Origin of the sequence: Colwellia sp. KU-HH00111, from assembly GCF_040362745.1 — a bacterium.
In the GTDB taxonomy this organism is placed as follows: Bacteria; Pseudomonadota; Gammaproteobacteria; order Enterobacterales; family Alteromonadaceae; genus Colwellia.
In genome coordinates, this window is the sequence record NZ_BAABWO010000006.1 from 54,821 (window position 1) to 77,162 (window position 22,342).

At 38.7% G+C, this 22,342-nt stretch carries 18 protein-coding genes; 8 read left to right on the forward strand and 10 right to left on the reverse strand.

Annotated elements, in window-relative coordinates:
- Window positions 1–515 precede the first annotated feature (515 nt).
- Entirely contained in the window at window positions 516–3,764 is a 3,249-nt protein-coding gene (rne, locus tag ABXG98_RS12075; RefSeq protein ID WP_353538944.1) for a ribonuclease E, read from the forward strand.
- A gap of 93 nt (window positions 3,765–3,857) precedes the next feature.
- Here the strand turns inward: rne and ABXG98_RS12080 are convergent, their stop codons facing one another.
- Window positions 3,858–4,343 (reverse strand): GNAT family N-acetyltransferase, encoded by a 486-nt coding sequence (locus ABXG98_RS12080; RefSeq protein ID WP_353538945.1) that lies wholly within the window; start codon window positions 4,341–4,343, stop codon window positions 3,858–3,860.
- A 271-nt stretch (window positions 4,344–4,614) separates the two neighbouring features.
- Here ABXG98_RS12080 and ABXG98_RS12085 point away from each other — a divergent pair, with 271 nt between their 5' ends.
- The 3 genes from ABXG98_RS12085 to ABXG98_RS12095 all read left to right on the forward strand — a co-directional run bounded on the left by ABXG98_RS12085 (window position 4,615) and on the right by ABXG98_RS12095 (window position 8,525).
- Window positions 4,615–6,324, forward strand: a complete 1,710-nt coding sequence (locus ABXG98_RS12085) for a proline--tRNA ligase (RefSeq protein ID WP_353538946.1) — start codon at window positions 4,615–4,617, stop codon at window positions 6,322–6,324.
- A gap of 245 nt (window positions 6,325–6,569) precedes the next feature.
- On the forward strand, window positions 6,570–7,028 hold the full coding sequence (locus tag ABXG98_RS12090) for a nuclear transport factor 2-like protein (RefSeq protein ID WP_353538947.1): 459 nt from the start codon (window positions 6,570–6,572) through the stop codon (window positions 7,026–7,028).
- A 270-nt stretch (window positions 7,029–7,298) separates the two neighbouring features.
- Window positions 7,299–8,525 carry a pyridoxal phosphate-dependent aminotransferase gene (locus tag ABXG98_RS12095; RefSeq protein ID WP_353538948.1) on the forward strand — a complete coding sequence of 409 codons (1,227 nt, stop codon included), beginning with the start codon at window positions 7,299–7,301 and terminating at the stop codon, window positions 8,523–8,525.
- A 6-nt stretch (window positions 8,526–8,531) separates the two neighbouring features.
- Here the strand turns inward: ABXG98_RS12095 and yfbR are convergent, their stop codons facing one another.
- Entirely contained in the window at window positions 8,532–9,146 is a 615-nt protein-coding gene (gene yfbR / locus ABXG98_RS12100) for a 5'-deoxynucleotidase (protein WP_353538949.1), read from the reverse strand.
- A gap of 115 nt (window positions 9,147–9,261) precedes the next feature.
- A complete protein-coding gene (locus ABXG98_RS12105) occupies window positions 9,262–9,834 on the reverse strand; it encodes a DUF4136 domain-containing protein (RefSeq protein ID WP_353538950.1) in 573 nt (190 codons plus the stop codon).
- A gap of 506 nt (window positions 9,835–10,340) precedes the next feature.
- On the opposite strand from ABXG98_RS12105, the gene ABXG98_RS12110 reads away from it, so the two are divergent.
- From ABXG98_RS12110 to ABXG98_RS12120, 3 genes are all read left to right on the forward strand, one after another.
- Window positions 10,341–12,068, forward strand: a complete 1,728-nt coding sequence (locus ABXG98_RS12110) for an acetolactate synthase 3 large subunit (protein ID WP_353538951.1) — start codon at window positions 10,341–10,343, stop codon at window positions 12,066–12,068.
- 248 nt (window positions 12,069–12,316) lie between these two features.
- Window positions 12,317–12,814, forward strand: coding sequence for an acetolactate synthase small subunit (ilvN, locus tag ABXG98_RS12115; RefSeq protein WP_353538952.1), 498 nt, complete (start codon window positions 12,317–12,319; stop codon window positions 12,812–12,814).
- An 80-nt stretch (window positions 12,815–12,894) separates the two neighbouring features.
- Window positions 12,895–13,104, forward strand: a complete 210-nt coding sequence (locus ABXG98_RS12120) for a DUF1653 domain-containing protein (RefSeq protein WP_353538953.1) — start codon at window positions 12,895–12,897, stop codon at window positions 13,102–13,104.
- Between the two features lie 15 nt (window positions 13,105–13,119).
- Here ABXG98_RS12120 and ABXG98_RS12125 read toward each other — a convergent pair whose 3' ends face one another.
- The 4 genes from ABXG98_RS12125 to ABXG98_RS12140 form a co-directional block, all read right to left on the reverse strand.
- Window positions 13,120–13,389 carry an acylphosphatase gene (locus ABXG98_RS12125; protein ID WP_353538954.1) on the reverse strand — a complete coding sequence of 90 codons (270 nt, stop codon included), beginning with the start codon at window positions 13,387–13,389 and terminating at the stop codon, window positions 13,120–13,122.
- Between the two features lie 82 nt (window positions 13,390–13,471).
- Window positions 13,472–14,308 (reverse strand): LytR/AlgR family response regulator transcription factor, encoded by an 837-nt coding sequence (locus ABXG98_RS12130; protein WP_353538955.1) that lies wholly within the window; start codon window positions 14,306–14,308, stop codon window positions 13,472–13,474.
- A 42-nt stretch (window positions 14,309–14,350) separates the two neighbouring features.
- A complete protein-coding gene (locus ABXG98_RS12135; protein WP_353538956.1) occupies window positions 14,351–15,415 on the reverse strand; it encodes a sensor histidine kinase in 1,065 nt (354 codons plus the stop codon).
- Window positions 15,416–15,540: 125 nt separating this feature from the next.
- On the reverse strand, window positions 15,541–15,891 hold the full coding sequence (locus ABXG98_RS12140) for an HIT domain-containing protein (RefSeq protein WP_353539169.1): 351 nt from the start codon (window positions 15,889–15,891) through the stop codon (window positions 15,541–15,543).
- 239 nt (window positions 15,892–16,130) lie between these two features.
- Here ABXG98_RS12140 and ABXG98_RS12145 point away from each other — a divergent pair, with 239 nt between their 5' ends.
- Window positions 16,131–17,213: a M14 family metallopeptidase gene (locus tag ABXG98_RS12145; protein WP_353538957.1), complete on the forward strand. Its 1,083-nt coding sequence runs from the start codon at window positions 16,131–16,133 to the stop codon at window positions 17,211–17,213.
- A gap of 28 nt (window positions 17,214–17,241) precedes the next feature.
- On the opposite strand, the gene deoA is transcribed toward ABXG98_RS12145, so the two are convergent.
- The 3 genes from deoA to ABXG98_RS12160 form a co-directional block, all read right to left on the reverse strand.
- Entirely contained in the window at window positions 17,242–18,543 is a 1,302-nt protein-coding gene (gene deoA / locus ABXG98_RS12150) for a thymidine phosphorylase (protein WP_353538958.1), read from the reverse strand.
- Window positions 18,544–18,563: 20 nt separating this feature from the next.
- Window positions 18,564–19,001, reverse strand: a complete 438-nt coding sequence (locus ABXG98_RS12155) for a cytidine deaminase (protein WP_353538959.1) — start codon at window positions 18,999–19,001, stop codon at window positions 18,564–18,566.
- Window positions 19,002–19,165: 164 nt separating this feature from the next.
- A complete protein-coding gene (locus tag ABXG98_RS12160) occupies window positions 19,166–22,279 on the reverse strand; it encodes a TonB-dependent receptor (protein ID WP_353538960.1) in 3,114 nt (1,037 codons plus the stop codon).
- Window positions 22,280–22,342: the final 63 nt, after the last annotated feature.

Here is a 22,342-nt window from a genome sequence, read left to right on the forward strand (position 1 = left end):
TAAGAGGCAAACTGCGGCCACATTAGTGTGCATTAACTCCTAATAAGTAAATGACGCACCAATAGTACGGCCTATTGCAATAATTAACGCGTGTAACTTGTTAACAAAAAGCATAAACAGTTTTATCATTAAAAAAAATGATATTAGCCCAGCTCCATAAAGCAATTTTATTAAATTAACTTATCTTGCAGTAACATTTTTCATAAAACAATGGATATAGCCACATAAAAATGCGTAAAAAGTCGCCTGGCAAAATATATTGTTAAATAGCTGCACGTTAAGTAAGCACAGCACACTCGCTGAGCACATAAAGAAACAATAACACTGTGATTATTGAATAGTCGATGTCATAGTTAATTAAAAACAATCATATTCTATAACAGCTTAACGTGGTTTAATGACACGTTAAGATTGACACCCGTGAGGCTGACAACACGCTGTTAAACCACTACAGATTGCACTGCTTTGTGTACTAAGCATTAGTGTGTTGTGACGATAAGTGAGTCACACAAACTATGAAACGTATGTTAATAAACGCTACCCAATCGGAAGAGTTGCGCGTAGCTCTAGTTGATGGACAGAAACTTTACGATTTAGATATCGAAAGCCCTGGCCATGAACAGAAAAAATCAAATATCTACAAAGCTAAAATCACCCGTATTGAACCTTCTTTAGAAGCGGCTTTTGTTGACTATGGCGCAGATCGCCATGGTTTTCTGCCAATGAAAGAAATTGCCCGCGAGTATTTTCCTAAGGGTTACACTTTTCAAGGTCGACCTAGCATTAAAGAAGTACTAAAAGAAGGCCAAGAAGTTATTGTACAAATTGATAAAGAAGAACGCGGTCAAAAAGGGGCTGCGTTAACAACTTTTATCAGTTTAGCCGGCAGTTACTTGGTATTAATGCCTAACAACCCACGTGCGGGCGGGATTTCACGTCGCATTGAAGGTGATGAACGTACTGATTTAAAAACCTCATTAAGTAAACTCGATCTTCCTAAAGGTATGGGGTTAATTGTGCGCACCGCTGGTGTTGGCAAAGCTTATGAAGAGTTAGAATGGGATTTGAGTGTTCTTTTGCATCACTGGCAAGCCATTAGCGATGCTGCACAAAGCCGCCCTGCTCCTTTTTTAATTCACCAAGAAACCAACCTTATTCTACGTGCTATTCGTGATTATTTACGTCGCGATATTGGTGAAGTATTAATCGATCGTCCAAAGACGTATGAAAGTGTTAAAAAGCATATTGAAATAGTCCGTCCAGACTTTTTAAATAAAATTAAGCTCTATACCAGTGATGTACCATTATTTACGCACTACCAAATTGAAACTCAAATTGAAACCGCTTTTCAACGTGAAGTACGTTTACCTTCGGGTGGCTCTATAGTTATTGATCCTACCGAAGCCATGACCTCTATTGATATCAACTCTGCCCGAGCCACTAAAGGTAGTGATATTGAAGAAACAGCTTTTAATACTAACTTAGAAGCTGCAGAAGAAATTGCCCGACAATTACGCCTACGTGATTTAGGTGGTTTGGTGGTTATCGACTTTATTGATATGACACCCGTTCGCCATCAACGTGAAGTTGAAAACCGCATGCGTGATTCAGTTCGTCAAGACAGAGCGCGTATTCAATTAGGTCGTATTTCTCGTTTTGGTTTACTTGAGATGTCTCGTCAACGTTTACGTCCCTCTATTGGCGAAACCAGCCAAGGCGTTTGTCCTCGTTGTAGCGGTACTGGGCAAGTACGTGGCGTTGAGTCATTAGCGCTATCAATACTACGTTTAATGGAAGAAGAGGCCATTAAAGAAAATACTCAACATGTACAGGCACAAGTGCCAGTACCAGTTGCAACGTATTTATTAAATGAAAAGCGTCGCTCGGTAATGCACATTGAAAAACACCATGGTGTGCGAGTATTGATCATTCCCAACCCTCATATGGATACCCCACAATATGAAGTCTTGCGGGTCAAGAAAGATGAGTCTACCGCTGAAGCAAGCTACGATATCTCAGTAAAACAGGCTGAGCTTGAAGAAGCTAAAATGCCGAAATTCGATAAAGAAGCAGTAAAACGAGATGCTCCTGTCATTCAAGCGATGGGCCAAGGAATGTCAGCACCAAATGTTGCGCCAGCAGCCGAGCCAACAGCTCCTGCTGTAAATAAGGTAGCTGCTGCACAAGATAAACCAACAGGCTTCTTTGCTTGGTTAAAAGGTTTATTTACACCTGCTGAAGTAGAAGTTCCTCAAGAGAAAGTACCAGAAGCTAAGCCTAAAGAGCAAAGCAATCGCAATCAACAACGTGGCCGTCAGGGTCAACGTCGTAATAATTCACGTAACAACCGTGGTGGTAATCGTAACGATGAGCGCAATTCTGAACGCGCAAAAAGCCGTCCAGAAAAAGCGAATAATAACACCCGTGGTGAAAAAGAAAATGCTATTAAGCAAAACACCAAGGCTAAGCCTCAACAACGTAAACCAGCGCCTGAGAAAAATAAGCAAGCAAAAGAAGAGGTCGTGACAGAACGCCGTAAACGTCGCTCTAATCGTAAAAAAGTACGGGTAAATAAAGCACAACCTGAGCAAGAAGTAACAGCCACATCATCAGCGGTTGATACCGATAAACCTGTAAAAGTTGCTGATAAAGTCGCTGTTGAAACGAGCCAAATAAACCCAGACTCAGTACAAGCGGAATCAAACGCTTCTGTAGAGCCTACACAAGACAGTAATGTTAAAAAAGAAGATCGTCCACGTAATAGACGCTCACCTAGACATTTACGATCTAATGGTCAACGTAGACGCCGTGAAAAGCAACCGGAAGCTAACGTGAAAGATGCTGAAAACATTGTTGAAAATAGTGTTGATGAAGCAATTAGTGATCCAATTAGCGCTCGTTACCCGTCAACTCAAAGTGCTGAACTTGATACGCAAGATTCACAAGCTACAACAGAGACGGTTAAAGCTGTGATCACTGAAGAAGTGCAGCAAGACTTGCCTTTTAATGATGTTGAACAACAGCAAACTGCAACACCATCTGACGCTAAGCAACCTACAGAAAGTGTGTCAGTTGAAAGCACAGCTAGCGCTGTTGAAGCCCAACCTCAACAAGCTGATTTAATTGATGCGAGTCAAGCCAGTTTGGCAACCGAGCCTGTGCTTGACCAAACTAAGCAGGAAGCAGTTAATAAGGATGACAGTACAGATATACCTGCTGCGGCGCCTGAATTTAATCTAGCAGAGAACACTGATGCTAAGGTTGGAGTTTCTGACGCTACTGAAGATGCAAACCCAGCAACGAGTACTGAGCAAAGCAACATGGCTGATGCGCCAACAACTGACGTTGAGGCAACTATAGTAACCGAGTCAACGGTTGCAGCGCCAGTTGAGGCAACTAATGCCGAAGCGCAAGCAAGCGATAGCGATACAGAGGTAGAAGCTGATGCTCTAACCTCGCAGCAACCTGCTAAGCAAGCAAAGCCGGAAACCAAGGCAAAAGTGAAAAAAACGGATGCCAAAGTAGCCACTAAGCCAGCTAATAAAAACAAAAAGTTAGCTAGACAAGTGAAAAAAGCAAATCGTTCATCTGGGCATGCGTCATCACCGATGACTAAAACAGAAACTATTACCACAATAAATGAAATTCCTACTCGCTTTATGGCGAATGAAGATCGTATGGTCCATCAAGTTTCAGGTCGAAGTGCTAGCTCAGCAGACGTAACCAGTAGAAGCTCAGCTAAAACAACTAATCCTACGTTGTAAGCTTTACTTCAAAGAATATAAAAGCCAGTTGTTAGTAATAACAACTGGCTTTTTTTTCACCCGGCCCTATAGCAAGCTAGCCTTTAAAATACTTTAAGGTAGCTTCTTTTCCCAAAAAAGTGCATGCCCTAAAGATGGGTCTAGTTCATACCCTGAGAACCCTATTTTTTTATAAGCATTTTTTGCAACTTCATTGCCTTGCAATACTTCCAGGGTTAGTTTGCAGCAACCTCTTTGAATCGCGATTTTCTCGACCTCAGCAAACAACTTTAAACTAATGCCTAAACCTCGATATTTAGCTAGAACTCCACAGTCATGAATATTGACCAAGGGCTTACAATTAAAGGTTGAAAAACCTTCCACACAATTGATGATTCCCGCAGGCTGATTATCTACATAACACAGCACAGTAAATACATCATTTCGTTGAGCCATTGTTGCGACCAAATTGTGTTTTACATGTGTAGTTAAAGGTTCACCTCCTCCCATGGGGTCAAGCGCATAATCATTTAATAACATAATTAAATCTGCTGCATGTTGGGGGTTGTTATAATCTGCTCTTACTAATGCTATCGCCATCTGAATCTCTTTAGTTGAATGGATATTATCTTAGGAATGTGTTCACTATACCCGAGCACTCTATAAAATAGAATCTTCATTGGTTGTAGTATTAAATCGCTTAGGTGGGTTTTGTTACTTTAGTTACATTGCCAGCGCATATTTAAGCTAAATAGTTAATTTATTGCTTTTTCATCGGTTATGCCCCTGCTAGAATAACGACAATTTTATTTGCCTCCATGCGACCTAGATACAAACTTGCTTGCATGTTTATTTTCGGAATTTATTTATCATGCGTACCAGTCAATACTTACTGTCTACTTTAAAAGAAACCCCTGCAAGTGCAGAAGTGATTAGCCACCAATTAATGCTGCGTGCAGGACTTGTCCGCAACCTTGCTTCAGGCTTATATACTTGGCTGCCAACCGGTTTGCGGGTATTAAAAAAAGTAGAAAACATTGTTCGAGAAGAAATGCAACGTGCTGGCGCTAATGAAATATTAATGCCAATGGTTCAACCTGCTGATTTATGGGAAGAGTCAGGTCGGTGGGATGATTACGGCCCAGAATTATTACGATTAAATGATCGTCACAAACGACCTTTTGTGCTTGGGCCAACCCATGAGGAAGTCATTACCAAGTTAGTGGCCAATGAATTAAGTAGTTACAAACAATTACCCCTATCGTTATTTCAAATTCAAACAAAATTCCGTGATGAAATTCGTCCGCGCTTTGGGGTGATGCGTGGTCGTGAATTCTTAATGAAAGATGCCTATTCTTTTCATTTAGAGCAAGACTGTTTGGAAAAAACATACCAAATAATGTTTGATGCCTATTGTCGAATATTTGACCGCCTTGGTTTGGATTACCGCCCTGTTTTAGCCGACACCGGCTCTATTGGTGGTGATGCAAGCCATGAGTTTCATGTATTAGCCGATTCTGGCGAAGATGATATCGCTTTTAGTAACGCCAGTGATTTTGCTGCCAATATTGAAAAAGCAGAAGCGTTAGCCCCATCTGCAGAGCGAGCAGAGCCAACACAAGCGCTAACCAAAGTTGCAACACCCAATGTCAAAACTATTGATGATGTTGCTCGCTTTTTAAGCGTTGATGTAAAAACTATAGTTAAAACGTTATTGGTCTGTGGTGTGGAAAATGAACAAGGTCAAACACCGCTTGTTGCCTTAGTGCTTCGAGGCGATCATCAACTAAATGAAATAAAAACTGAGCATCTACCACAAGTATCTACACCATTAACTTTTGCCAGTGATGAACAAATACTAGCCACAGCAAACTGTAACGCTGGCTCTATTGGCCCTATTGGTTTGAACATTGACGTGATCATTGATCGCAGTGCGGCACAGCTGAGTGATTTTGTGTGTGGCGCAAACGAAAATGATGCCCATTATACCGGCGTTAATTGGCAACGAGATTGTGCTATCACTGAAATTGCCGATTTACGTAATGTGGTTGAAGGCGATCCCAGCCCTTGTGGTCAAGGCGAAATCGTGATCAAACGTGGTATTGAAGTGGGCCATATATTCCAATTAGGTAGTAAGTATGCTCAAGCGATGAGTTGTGCAGTACTTAATGAAGGCGGTAAAAACCAAACCTTAACTATGGGTTGTTATGGTATCGGTGTTTCACGTATTGTTGCTGCTGCAATAGAGCAAAACCATGACAAATATGGCATAAAATGGCCTGAAGCTATTGCGCCATTCCAAGCGGCTATTGTGCCAATGAATATGGCCAAATCTGCCCGTGTAAAAGAAACGGCTGAAGCGCTATACGAACAATTAAGCCAAGCAGGTATTGAAGTGTTATTTGATGATCGTAAAGAGCGTCCTGGAGTGATGTTTGCTGATCACGAATTAATGGGTACGCCATTACTGCTGATTATCGGTGAACGAAATTTAGATGCACAACAAGTAGAACTTAAAAATCGTATTACCGGTGAAAAGTCACTAATTGCCATTGCCGATGTGATGTCATTATTTAACTAAAACCTGTAAGCTGGAGCATATCCCTCCAGCTTTATCTCACATTTAGCTGCTCCTAAAGACATTTATGTCAACAGTAATCAATAACACTATCAACTTGATTTTTATCTGTATTCAATCCTCAAAGAAACTTAAGGATAAAGATTGTTAAAAGAAATTAATCACGTTAAAGTTGTTTTAAACCTAATACATACCTAAACCATCTGCTTTTATCACTCGTGATATAAATACACTACTGTGAAGTACCAATGAATAAATTATTTTTACTACTAGCATTTACTTTCATCCCATTCAGCTCAGCCTCTGAAAGTAACTTAGAAAAATTTGCCCAAACCTATTTTAAGGCTATGGTAGCAACACAAGCACCGAATGCAACTAAAACAGATTTGGAAAACTACCTTTCATTATTAACAGACGATATCGGTCATTCACATTTACCCTGGGTAACTGATGACTCAAGATTGCCAGATGGAAAAGATACCATGCGTAAAGGGATGTTATTTTATTTAGCAGCCCATACAGAATATAGTGCAGAACTTCTTAATGTCTTTGTTTTCAACCACTCAGCAATAGCAATTCGATACAAAAACAGTGTAAAAGGTATTCATCCTGAAAGTAAAAAACCTATTGTTTATACTCAAACCATGATGGAAGTACTCGAAATGGAGAATGGAAAAGTGGCTGTTATTCGCAAGTATCACGAATAACCATTACCTAAATAGGCACTGAGTTTTACTATTTGCCAGCGCAAACTTCTTAGATCGTGCTATGTTATAGCATAATTGAAGACTCGACTAACCCCTCTTCATTCAGCGAACTCTGCTAGCACTACCATCGACAACACCATCCTATATTCCACTTTCTTCATAAACGCTATAAATAATCATTAAAAACTTAACCTTAACTATTCCAATACTGCTCAATATTAGCAACAATGGATAATCAATCATTAATACTAATAGAGAAGTAAACGCCTTATGAAAGCTATTATCAAGTCATCTAAATTAAATAATGTCTGTTATGAAATTAGAGGACAAATAGCAGCCGAAGCCCGTCGCTTAGAAGATGAAGGCCATAAAATCCTTAAACTTAACATTGGCAATCCTGCACCATTTGGTTTTGAAGCGCCTGATGATATTTTAAAAGACGTTATTCACAACTTACCTAGCTCTCAAGGCTATAGTGAGTCTCAAGGAATATATTCAGCGCGTGTTGCGGTAATGCAATATTTTCAGCAACAAGGTATTAAGGATGTTAGAGTTGATGATATTTTTATTGGTAACGGTGTCAGCGAACTCATTGTTATGGCGATGCAAGGCTTACTTAATAATAATGATGAAGTACTAATACCTGCACCTGATTACCCATTATGGACAGCGGCAGTAGCTTTGTCCGGAGGTAATCCTGTTCACTATATATGTGATGATGAAAACTTCTGGTATCCAGATCTGGAAGATATGGAAAGTAAAATCAGCGATAAAACCAAAGCAATTGTATTAATTAATCCAAATAATCCAACCGGCGCAGTTTATCCAGAAGAGGTATTGCTTGGTATCATTGAACTGGCGAGAAAACACAGCTTAATTATTTTTAGCGATGAAATATACGACAAAATTCTATACGATCAAGCCAAGCATATTGCCACTGCCTCCCTTGCACAAGATGTGTTAATTATTACCATGGGCGGTTTATCTAAAAATTACCGCATTGCTGGTTTCAGAGCCGGCTGGATGGTTATTTCTGGTCCCAAAATTCATGCCGAAGACTATATCGAAGGCTTGGGCATTTTAGCGTCCATGCGTTTGTGTGCAAATGTACCCTGTCAACATGCTATTCAAACCGCTTTAGGCGGCTATCAAAGCATTAATGAGTTAATTGAGGGTGATGGACGTTTACTCAAACAACGTAATATTGCCACAAAAATGATAAATGAGATTGACGGTTTATCCTGTCATCCAGCCATGGGCGCTTTATATTTATTTGTCAAAGTAGATGCTGAAAAGTTTAACATCACTAATGACGAACAAATGATTTTAGACTTACTTAAACAAGAAAAAATATTACTTGTTCATGGTAGTGCCTTTAACATAAAAGCAAACAATTATTTTAGATTAGTATTTTTACCGCATATTGATGAGCTTATTCCTGCGTTAGAAAAACTAAAAACTTTCTTTGCCACCTATAAACAAGTATCACTCAATTAATACAAGCTAGTCTGGACGAGAAAGCTCGTCCAGCGTTTGAATACAAGCAGGGAACTGCGATTGAAAAAACTCATTAACTTCTGGCCATTGTTGACAATGGTTATTTACTCTTTTTTCTAGAAGTTTTGTTGCATCAATAAACTCTCTATTACCACCGTTTACTTCAGATAAACTGTAGTAATATGCCGCTAAATCGTCCGCTGATTTTACAATCGCTTTAGTGACTTTGTCGACATTAGCTTGGATAACTAGCGGCGCCATCGCTTCATGCAAATACTCAGGTAAGCCTTCATATACCATGGAATGTTCCACTTCAGATTCGATTTTTTTAATTTGCTGGGTCAACTCTGGATTATAGTATTTTAACGGACTAGGAATATCGCCAACGCCACCACTCTCCGAAGCTTCATGATAAAGCGCGGCTAAAGCGATCGCTGAAGGGTCATAGGTGCGAGCAAATTTAATTTGACCAATTAAGGCAATTTGATGACTGATTAGCGCAACTTCAAACGAGTGTTGGGCACACGTTTCTGACTCTCTAGAGGTCATTAGCGGCCAACGGATAATTTTTCTAAGTCTTAGCATCCAAGCACTAAAACTACCTTTTTTATGGTGAAACATGAATGTCCAGAGGGAATGCTCCCATTATATAAGAATTAAGGGAAAAGTATGGTAACGATAATACTTTCACGTTAACAAAGCTAAACAATGATAACGTGAAATATACGTGAGTAGATTAATTAAATTGAGCAACCACCTCATCAACAACATCTTTTATCATCGACGAAGGCGCTTCTTTATCACTGGTCGAAAGGCGCTTAATAGCCCAGCCGTGCCAAGCAGGTTGGTGGGTTTTAACGTCATAAACATCAATCGCTAATTTACCTTCAGTGTATTGTCTAACGTGTGTGTCTGTATTGATATGAGCACCAAACATACCACCATAATAGCCTCTTCCCCAGCCAAAATACGAGTTATAACTAGAAGGGAAATTACTCACCTTGATTTTATCTCGATTACCAACTGAATAGGATATAGCAAAATCTGCTTTTTCGGCATCGCCAACGAGTTGGTAGCCTTTAGCGACAAATGCTTGTTCGATTTCATCATCAACACGTACCTTCATCACTGGGTTTATATCTTCGGCTGGCGCAATTATTTTTCCAGGGGTTAACCAAGCAAAGGTTTTATACGTTGACGTATCTATTTTGCTGTTTTTATCAAAATTAACTTTTGCTTTATAGGTAGTGACACAACCCGCCACGGCAATTACTAAGGCTGTTACAAATATTTTTTTTAAATTCGTCATCGTTTCCATCTCTTTACTTCGGTGTTGATTAACCTTAAAAGTTTAATATCAAAGGATTAATGAATCCGTTTGGTACAAGCTAATACCACGTTGATTAAGCATATACTGTAGTTATAAAGTGTAACGCAACTGATTAGAAATGATAGTAAAAAGTAAATTTTAGTATTGTATTAACCGAACAATATACATTATTTCAGTTAATTCTAAGAAAACACATCGCTTTTGTATTTAATGGTTGACAGTGTTAGCTAAACCCTTTAAAAATAGATTCACGCTTTAACCTTGTTTTACAAAAATATTAAATTTAACTAAACGATGCTTTCAAAATATAACAACATCCTCACAGTCGTCCTCATGGTCGTAGTAATTGTCAAATTACTGCGTGGATTTGGTCGTGCTAAGTATTAGTTTTAAATACAACAAGTAAGCAAAAAGATAACCAAGCCCTCGCTCTAAACTAGACCGAGGGCTTTTTTTTGATTCTCAATAACACAGTAGGTATTAATATGACAACAGAGCTTTTTACAGGTGCTGAAATGGTAGTGAAAGCACTATCCGCACTGAAGGTAAAGTATATCTTTGGCTACCCCGGTGGCTCAGTTTTAGACCTTTACGATGCGATATTTCAGCAACAAGAAATTGAGCATATTTTAGTACGCCATGAACAAGCAGCTACACATATGGCCGATGGCTATACTCGAGCCACTGGTGAAGTTGGTGTGGTTTTAGCTACTTCTGGTCCAGGTGCAACCAACTGTGTTACTGGTATTGCAACCGCCTATATGGATTCAATTCCTATGGTGGTATTAGCAGGTCAAGTGCCCACAACCTTGATTGGTAATGATGCCTTCCAAGAAACAGATATCGTTGGCTGTACTCGGCCAATTATCAAGCATAGCTTTAACTGTCGTGACCTAGCCGAGATCCCTAATGTCATAGCAAAAGCGTTTTATATTGCTAGTACAGGAAGACCCGGCCCTGTGGTTGTTGAGTTACCAAAAGATTTGCTTATCCCACAAAACAAAGCACCTTTTAGCATTGAAACTGACGTTAAAATGCGCTCTTACAATCCAAATATTAAAGGCCATCCAAAACAAATTCGTAAAGCAGCAAAAACCATCAGCGACGCTAAAAGACTAGTCGTTTACTCGGGTGGCGGTATCGTTTTAGCTGATGCTTCAGAATTGCTAACCACCTTAGTTGAAACATTAAAAGCACCTATTACTAACACTTTAATGGGCTTAGGTGGAATATCTGGCACCCATGAAAACTTTATTGGCATGCTCGGGATGCATGGCAGCATAGAAGCAAATAAAACCATGGCAAACGCTGATGTTATTCTTGCATTAGGAGCCCGTTTTGATGACAGAGTGACTAACAACGTTGAGAAATTTTGCCCTAATGCAACCATTATACATGTAGATATTGATCCAACCTCAATTTCAAAAACAATCAATGCTCATATTCCTGTTGTTGGCTTAGTTGATGTAGTAATGCAGCAATTACTCGATGAGCTTGAAGCAATCAATTACAAACCAGATGAAGATGCGTTAACAAACTGGTGGCAACAAATTCATCTATGGCGCGACATGAACAGCTTCAGCTATGAGCAAAATGAGGGCGAAAAAATAAAACCTCAACGCGTAGTAGAAGCTATGTATAAAATCACCAATGGCGAAGCCTATGTAGCTTCAGATGTTGGCCAGCATCAAATGTTTGCAGCTCAATATTACCCTTTTGCACAACCACGCCAATGGATAAATTCAGGCGGAGCCGGCACTATGGGCTTTGGTTTGCCTGCAGCTATGGGAGTAAAACTGGCTTTCCCAGATAAGCATGTTATTTGCATCACGGGTGATGGTTCAATTCAAATGAATATTCAGGAGCTTTCTACCTGCAAACAATATAATTTACCCGTGGTCATAGTAACATTAAACAACCGCTCACTAGGTATGGTACGTCAATGGCAAGATATGGTTTACGATGGAAGACATGCCTCATCGTATATGGAGTCTCTGCCTGACTTTATCAAAGTGGCTGAAGCTTATGGGCATGTTGGTATTCAAATTGATACCTTAGATGAACTAGAGTCAAAATTAGAACAAGCTTTTAGCATTAAAGATAAGCTTGTATTTGTAGATGTACTAGTAGATGAAAAAGAACATGTTTACCCAATGCACATCCGCCAAGGTGGTATTGATGATATGTGGGTGTCTAAAGGAGTTAAAGCCTAATGCATTATTTTCAGGCACTTAACATGCCAATCAATGGCACTAATGATATGTGGGCTGATATAACCCCCAAAGGAGTTAAAGCCTAATGTACTATTTTCAAAAACACAACACGCCAATCAATGGCACTGATGATATGTGGGTGTCTAAAGGAGTTAAAGCCTAATGTACTATTTTCAAAAACTTAACACGCCAATCAATGGCACTGATGATATCTGGGCTAATATAATACCCAAAGGAGAGAAAGCATAATGCGTCATATTTTAGCTATTTTATTAGAAAATGAACCCGGCGCGCTATCACGCATAGTTGGCCTGTTTTCACAACGCGCTTTTAACATTGAAAGCTTAACCGTTGCTCCAACCAATGATAACAGCTTATCTAGAATAACAATTGCAACCGTGGGCGATGATAAAGTATTAGAACAAATTGTAAAACAAGTAAACAAATTGGTTGATGTCATCAAAATTTCTGAATTGACCGATCGTAAACATGTTGAACGTGAATTACTACTTGTTAAAGTTGCAGCGATAAATAATAAATCTCGCGCTGAAGTAAAGCGAATAGCCGATATTTTTCGCGGTTCAATTATTGATATTGGTAAACAAGTTTACACCATTGAATTAACCGGCAGTGGTGATAAACTGAATGCCTTTATCGATGCCTTAAATAATGAAACAGAAATTATTGAATCAGCGCGATCTGGTTGTGTTGGTATGGCTCGTGGCGAAAAAGCGCTCAAAGTGTAAATCGTATGTACAGGTTAACGTTGTAACTTTCCATAAAATTGCAACGTTAACGACCAAAAGCTTAAACTTAAAGAGATACAATGATCAAATTAGGAAAATATCAACACTTTAAAGGTAGTTATTATCAGGTGCTCCATATCGCTAGACATAGTGAAACTGAAGAGTATTTGGTGGTATATCACCCATTCTCACAAAAAGATGATATTTGGGTACGCCCTTTATCTATGTTTACCGAGGTAATCACTAGAGCAGGAAAAACGATGCAACGCTTCGAGTTTGTTGGAGATTAACCTTAGCTTAGTCACTTAGTTTATAGAAAAAAAGCTATGTGCTTGCCATGCTACTTGCTGATGTTCAATTTGATCCACTTGCGCTTGCTCTGGCCCATGAGCTAGCCAAGCTAACATTTTTTCCACGTCTTTATCATCTCCTGAAATAAAAACCTCAACGTCACCATCAGGTAAATTTTTCGCATAACCACTTAAGCCATAATCAATGGCTTTTTGTTGACTAGAAGCACGAAAATATACACCCTGAACTTTACCTGATACATGAACAATATAGCTTACATTCATTGATTTACACTCTTATTAATATTTTTATTACCTAGAGTATAGACGCTTATGGTAAACAAAGAAAAAAACTCAAAAAGAAAAACTAATTATTGATGGCTAACTTTACTTTTTCTTTATAACTTCGGCTAACTTTAAGTTCTTTGCCATTTTTTAAAACTAAGAAGTATTCACCATTGACCTGACTACAAAACTTTTGAATATAGTCCTTATTGACAATTGTTGATCTATGATTACGAATAAAGCGCTTAGGATCGAGGTAGGCTTCAAGCTGTTTCATTGTTTTTCTTAAAATATGGGTATTTTCCGTGCTTGAATGCTGCGTTTGGGCATGTACACACATATAGTCGCCTGCAGCATCAATCCATATAATATCTTTAACCGGCACCCGACTAACTTCGCCACCATCTTTAATAGCTAAAATATCAGAATAATGAGATAAACTTACCGGTTCATTATTAACCAATTCAGTGAGTATTTGTTGACAGTCATTGCCAGTTACATCGCTAACAAGTCTGATTAATTTAGATTTATGTTCAGCATCAGTACTAGATTTATAGTGTTGTTTGACCTTATCAATTGTTTGGCCTAAACGTTCTTCGTCTACGGGTTTGAGAATATAGTCTAGCGCGTGGATCTCAAACGCATTGATAGCGTATTGGTCAAACGCCGTAGCAAATACCACCATAGGCATAGTAAGCCCTTGATTTGATATTTCATCAACCACTTGAAAACCATTAAGCCCCGGCATTTGAATATCAAGAAACATTAAATCTACATTAAAAGCTCTTATGGCTTCAATTGCTTCTCTACCATTATTGCATTGAGCAACAATGTCGATATCAGCAAATTGTTGTAGTCGTAAATGTAAGCCTTTACGGGCAAGGGGCTCATCATCAACAATAATTGTGCGAAATGTCATAGAGTGACCTATTTGCGAATATTTAGCGTGTTATCAAGAACCTTAGGATAACTCAAACGGCATACGAATACTTACTTTAACACCAGATGGAGTATTATTTGCTACAACTAATGAAAAATTCTTACCATAAAGTGCTTGTAATCGCTCCCGAGTATTGACTAAACCGACGCCATGTTCACGATGGAGGTTGCCATCAATAATATCAGCCCCTGGGCCATCATCAACAACCTCTATTAGTAAATCATTAGCAAAATGATTTACACTCACTGTTATGCTTCCCCCCTGCTCTTGAGTAGCGATGGCGTGTTTTATCGAATTTTCAGCGAGGGGTTGTAAAATCATACTAGGCACTAAGGCATTTTTACAGCTATCACTGAGATTAAAACGCACCTGCAAGCGTTCTTCAAACCGTACTTTTTCGATAGCTAGGTACAATTCTAAAGCTTGTATTTCACTGCTTAGGGTCACTTTTTTCATCGGATCTTTGTCAAGAGAATAACGAAGAAATTCACTAAGCTTTGTGACCATGCCATTAGCAGTGACCGTGTCTTTTAACATAATTAAGGTCGAAATAGCATTGAGGGTATTGAACAAAAAATGAGGATTAAGTTGATAGCGTAGCATTTTTAACTGAGCTTGATGGGCAACCGTATTAGCCTTTAACACGTTTTGTTTTTCTACTTGCAGCATTTGATAATACTTAGTACCAAAATACAGAACACTCCAACTAAGAATAATATAAAAAGACCAAACACTTGATTGCGTATACATCAACCAAAAGTCAGGTTTATAGCCATGCTTGTAGATTTCCCAATAGTTGATATTTTTAACGATTTGCCACAAAACTCCGGTAAAATATGAAGTAAATATAACCACCAAAGCGATTTTTACCGGAGGCAAATTCCACACACGTCTATATATATAACGCAATGGCACGGTGAACAACCAGCCAGCATATGCATTGAGAAATATAATGATGACAAAGATATCGCGTAAATCATGAAGTAACGACCCTAAATAATGCACTAAGGCAAAACCAAACCATCCCGCGGTATGCACAAGCCAAAATAGTCGGTTTCTATTTTCGAGTAATTCTTTCCAATTCACAGAAAATCCTAACAGCTATGAAAAATTTACTATTGTGTTTTAATTATGCGCTAGTGCAGTAATATCTGCACTGTGCTTAGTCGTAACTTTGCAGCCGTTTATCGCTTTTTAACTAAAAAAACGGCTTAAACCGACAACATCGCACCTAAACGCTGACCTCCCAATAAGTGCATATGTATATGAAACACTTCTTGTCCGCCATCTTCATTGCAGTTAATAATCAAACGGTAGCCGTTTTCATCAATACCTTCTTCTTTAGCTAGTTTTTTAGCAACAGAGATCATTCTTCCCATGGTCAACTCATCCGCATCAGTGACATCGTTAATAGTAGGAATATGCTTGTTTGGAACAATGAGTATATGTGTGCTAACTCTTGGAGCAATATCTCTAAAAGCTGTCACTAACTCATCTTGATAAAGCAGCGGCGTTGGTATTTCTTGTCGGATAATTTTTGAGAAAATAGTTTCAGCAGTCATAAGGTTACTCAACATAGTATAATTTCACCTTAGTTTACGTTAAATGCACTAGTGGCTAAACCACTATTAACACTATTTTTTTAAAAGCTGTACAGTTCAACCACTTTTATTGACCTTAATCAACACCTACTTAGTGAAAGATATGACATGCTAGTATCATTAACGATTCATCACTTAAAATACAGCTATTTGGGTATTTGAAAGTCACTATTTGTAGGTAACTCTTTGTAGGTAATAATATGGAAATAGACTATAGCGAAATAAACTATCTACAAGATCCCTCGTGGCAAGCGTTACAAGCAGATTACGAGCAATTTTTATTGTCAATGACAGGGCCAACTGTCATTGATGTAACTGGCTTAAATACCAATAAATGCCGCGTAATCACTACCTTGCTACAAGGCAACGAACCTTCAGGGTTAATTGCCCTTCATCGTTGGCTAGTGACCAATGTAAATCAAAGATTACCGCAAACTAATTTACGTTTTATTATTTGTTCGGTAGAGGCGGCCTCAAAAAGCCCACTGTTCTCAAAACGCTTTATTGAAGGCAGCAAAGATATTAATCGTTGCTTTGTAACGACAGAGCAAAAAGCAGACTTAAAAGCGCTTGGTAATGCACCAACACAACCGGGTTGTTTTGAGCGAGCAAAACTCATTGAGCATGCGATTCGTGAAGTTAATCCTGAAATGGTGATCGATCTTCATAATGCCTGTAGCCCTAGTCCTTGTTTTGCAGTTAGCGCTAGTGTAACCACTGAAACCCTCTCGTTAGCTTCATTTTTTTGCCAAACGTTAATATTGTCAGACCTAAAATTAGGCGCATTAATGGAGCAAGATTTTGCTTGCCCTTGTATTACCATTGAATGTGGCGGTAGCAATGATGAGCAGTCTCATGAAGTCGCTTTTGCTGGTATTGATCATATTGCCAATTGTGAAAATATCGGTTACATCCATCAAGAAAAAAACGTTGAAGTTATTTATCGTCCGCTTCGGTTGAGACTCAAAGAAGGCGTTAATCTCTCGTATGCCGAGCACGATGAAGGCCACCGCGGAATAACTTTAAAAAAGAATATTGAATGCTTTAATTTTGGTGGTATTAATCAGGATGAAATGATTGGCTGGGTTGATGGTAACGGCATCGAAAACCTAATATTACTCGATAAAAATGATAATAACATTATTGATGAATATTTTTACACACGAAATAACCTGCTGGTTAGCCGACAAAACTTACGTATATTTAAAGCCTCTACCAATAAAGCAATCGCTTTAAATGACTGCTTATTTTATGTGGTAAAACATCACAATAATGAAGGTTAGCGCTTAATAATAAGCGCTAATATAAGTATCAATAAATCACTTGTTGCTGCGCTATTGGGCTTTCAGAAAAACTCATCGCATCAATGTATTGCTTACTTGCAAGAGCCGCACTTTCTGCGGTATTCGCATGTACCCGAGCAACAACATCAGCCCTATTTACCCTTGTACCTAGCGGTAATATTCGATCGAAACCCACACTGTGGTCAACTTTTTGATCATTACTGATACGACCGCCACCTAAACCAACCACAGAAAAACCAATATCACGGGTTTGCATCGCACTAATATAACCGTGACAAGGCGCTAAAATCTCAACAATATGCTGTGCTTTATTCATAGAACGCCAAGGATTTTCCAGAAAATCAGTTGGCCCGCCTAACGCACTGATCATTTTAGCAAAAATTTCAGCCGCACTACCTGATGTCAAAGCATAATCAATTTTAGATTGTGCATCTGCTTCATCAACAGCCAATTGGCTATTGATTAACATCGCTTTAGCTAAAGTAACCACAACTTGGTGCAACCTTGGTTCACGCAGCTTTCCTGTTAAATATTTTACTGTTTCATACATTTCAAGCGCATTACCAGCGGTACTGCCAAGCACTTGATTCATATCAGTAATAATTGCTTGTGTCTTTACACCAGCACCATTAGCTACTGTAGTAATGCTTTTTGCCAGCGTTTGAGCCTGTTCAAGTGAGGTCATTTGCGCGCCATTGCCAACCTTTATGTCCATCACAAGGGTGTCTAAACCTGCGGCTAATTTTTTAGACAAGATTGATGCGGTTATCAATGGTACTGATGCTACTGTAGCGGTTACATCACGAATCGCATACAAGCGCCTATCAGCTGGCGCTAAATCGGGCGTTTGAGCAATAATAGCTACACCAAGTTCAGCAACTATCCGTTTAAAATCAGTTAGGTTTGGCTGAACATTAAAGCCTTCAATACTTTCCAGCTTATCGGCTGTACCACCGGTATGACCGAGTCCTCGCCCTGAAATCATTGGCACATAACCACCGCAGCTAGCCACAATTGCAGCGAGCATAAAGCTTACTTTATCACCAACACCGCCAGTAGAATGCTTATCAACCACAGGGCCATCAAGACCATCCCAGGATAATACTTCACCTGAGTGCATCATAGCCTTGGTTAATTCTACAGTTTCTTGTGACGTTAATCCTTGTTGGAATATCGCCATTGCCATGGCACCAACTTGCGCATCATTAAAATTATTAGAGACTAAGCCATCAACAAAAAAATTAATATCTTCACTTTGTAGTACTTCTTTATCACGCTTTTTAGCAATTATGTTTTGAGGTAATAACATCAATATAATTCCTTTATAAATTATGTTTTATTAATTAAATCATATGGAGTAAACGCATCAGGCAGTATTTGTGCGACTGTCCATTGTTGCTGTTCATTAAGATGATTCACTGCCATTATCTGGGCATTTTGTGGAAAGAATTCACTAATGACCTGGCGACAAGCTCCACATGGTGGGGTTAACTTTTCTTGTTCGGTATAAATAACCATGGCAGCAAACTCAACCGTGCTGTCACCTTCATTAGTTATCACACCTTGGGCAATACAATTACGCTCAGCGCAAACCGTTAATCCGTAGGAGGCATTTTCAACATTACAGCCCTGCACTACTTTATTGGCTGTTGTTAACGCTGCCGAGCCAACTTGAAATTGACTATAAGGGGCATAGGCTTGTTGATAAGCCTGTTGCGCATTTTTAGTCAACATCTGCCATGTATTAGCATCAATTGCTTTATTCATAACCTACCTATTACCTTTACTTTTACTCGAATTAAAAACTGACCATGTGGTCAACTTAATAGAGATATCATAACATTAATTCTTTTAATTAATATAAAAAGATCTAAATTTAGGACAAAAAAAACCGAGCACTTTGGCTCGGTTTTGTAATCGCTTAGAAAAAGTTAAAAGTCGTAACTCACACCAATTCTAATTTCCCAAAGAGATGCGTCTTTGTAGTAGTCTTGATCTTGATTACTCGCATTAAACTCTTCGTAAACATATTTGCCATCTTCAATTGACATGGCAACCATGCGATTTCCAACGAATGCACCTTGCTTCATTACTCCCCAATCGTCATTAAGTAGATTACCGATGTTTTTAACGACGAAGAAAGCGTTACCCTTATGACCATCAACAAAACCAGGAATTTCTTGGTTAATCTTTAAGTCAAATGAAGTATGCCAATCAGCATTATAAGCATTACGACCTGTAATCTCTCCTCGAGTTAATCCTTCAGCTTTTACAAAAGCATCGAATGCAGCTTTATCAAAATCAGCATGATAGACAACATTTGGATCATCTACTGTTGGTATATATAGTAATTGACGGCTACCATTCCAGTTATCATCGCCAAAATCACGATCTGCTCGTTCGAACGTAAATGAATAAGGTTGACCCTGACTTGCTTTACCAAACAAGCTAAAGCGTGTACTTAATCCATCAATTAATTCCACAGCATAACTTAAATTAAGAGTGAAGCGATGTGGAACTTCATAATTTGAAGTGGTCATTCCAGGGTTGAGCGCATCTGTAGCAGCTAAATTTCCGTAGTTTGAACCCGCAACAGCGCTAGTCATTGGGTTTGCATCTTCTGAACTAGTGTATGCATAACTAAGCGATGCGTCTAAACCGAAGTCAAAGCTTTTACTCAATGCTAAAGAAAGGATTGTTGAACTTCCGTCCTTACCACTATTGGTTAACACATACTCACTTGAGCGACCAGCAATACGTTCATACATTGGTCGGCCATCTGGTGCAGTGTCTGCAGAATATTTCAAACCAGCATCAATGATAGTTGCTGAATCAACTTTTTGGTTATGCAACAGATCGGCAGAAAAAATAATATCATCTTCTGAAGTGTATGTTGCACCAATGGCATACTTCCACTCTGAAGGCATATTAAAGTTTGGATCTAATGCATTAACAGAACCATCACCACCCTGTATTGGAGTATTTTGAATCTCATCATACATAAATTGAGGTACTTCAAAACCAGGTGTACCACCATTGGTCATTGGCGTATTAAATAAATCTAAACCTCTTTCCTGTAATCCAATTTGTACTATACCGTCATTAGAATATGAATTAGACAACCAAACATTTGGGTTACCACCTGAATATAAACCAAAACCTGCGCGAACTTCTAGACTTTCATCAACAACCCAATTAAATCCAACGCGTGGTTGAAATAAATCAATTCCATCAAAGTTTGCATTATTAGCAAACCCATAACGTTCTTCAAACTGTGCATTGTATCTTGGGTTATCATTACTTGTATATTTGTCGTAACGGAAACCAAACATTACAGTGGCATCAATATCTTCAAATGTATACTCATCTTGGATATAAAAAGAATGCATACCGTATGTAAACTCTTGGCTGGCATCACTTGGCACATTGGTACCTGCAGAGTTATTATAATAAACTCTAGCAGCCATCCCTGCTTCGTAATCGTCAATAGAATCAAAACGGAACTCACCTTGAGTGTGCTGCATAAATAAGTTAAAAGCAGTTAACGTTTCGTACTCATAACCGGCAGTAATAGTATGCTCATCTAAATAATAGTTACCAGAAAGCTTAAAAGTCGTATTTTCCCAGTTCATTTCATTTGATTGACGAGAATCATCAGGCCCTAGGAAAATAGTAGTACCATTATGTCTAATTTGAACTTCACCAAAACTACTGGCAGCATCAAGTGAACTTTGTCTATTCTCAAGTTCAGTATGAGCCACTCTAACTTCTGTAGAAAAATTATCAGACCAATCTGAATTAATAGCAGCTGCGTAAGAACTCATTTCAGCGCCAGATTCATAAAAATGGCTATCTAGCGTTAGTGCCCAACTATCAGACTGTGATAATTTAAAACCATCATTATAGTTGTAAATAAAGCTAGCTCTATGGTCTTCATTGATGTTCCAATCTAATTTAACTAAAATCTTTTCATCTTCAACAGGTAATCCTGCAGGTGTACCACCGGCATTATATCCGTATACACGATTTGAAATTTCTACAACACGATCAACATCTGCTTGACTAACTTGATCATTTTCAAAAGGAGAGTACTCAAATAACTCTTCTCCATCTAGTTTTTCATAAGACATAAAGATGAACAACTCATCTTTAATTAATGGCATACCAAAATTAAAGCCATAACGTTTCTCGGAGTAAGAGCCATTATCTTGGTCATCGCCTTCTATTGAGTCACCTTTCATGGAATCATTAGTGTAATCAACAAAAACACTGCCGTGCAGCTCATTAGTACCAGACTTTGTTACAGCATTGATATTACATGCCGTAAAACCACCATATTTAACGTCAAAAGGAGCTAACTCAACTGAGACTTGATCGATTGAATCGTAAGAAAAAGGAATTCTAGTTGTTGGATAGCCATTATCATTCAAACCGAAGCTGTCATTCATTCGAACGCCATCAACTGTTAAACTATTAAAACGAGGGCTACCACCACCACAACTAATGGCATCACTTCGACTTTCATCTATCGAAATACGAGGATCTATACGAACAATATCTTTTAAATCACGGTTAATAGCCGGAGCATTTTTTAAGTCATTTGCGCTGAAATGAGTAGCAGGGCCAGTTCCGCCTGCGTGCATACTTAGAGCTCGACCTGTGACAACAATAGTTTCAAGATTGTTTTGAGCTTCTAAAGCTACATTCATTGGGTATGTTTCACCCAATGTTAAAAATATATCATCAATTTTTGCATCATCAAATTTATCTGAATCAACAACAACTGTATAAGGGCCACCAACACGTAAACCTTTAGCAACAAAAATACCTGCATCATTAACTGTTGCTGATTTAGTTGTGCCTGATGGAACATGAGTAATTGTAATTTTTGTTCCTGCTGCAGGTTTGCCTTGTGGACCTGCGATTTGACCTTTAATAGCAGATGTTGTGGTATTTGCTAATACATCAGTTGAAACAACCGATGTAGACAAACCAAACGCAACTACGAGCGCGCCCGCTATGCGTGATAGAGAGTGGGTTTTCATCTTAGTATTCCTATGTGTGTTTGTTTATGTTCATGTTTAAATCTGTGTTAGTTATTATCTTTT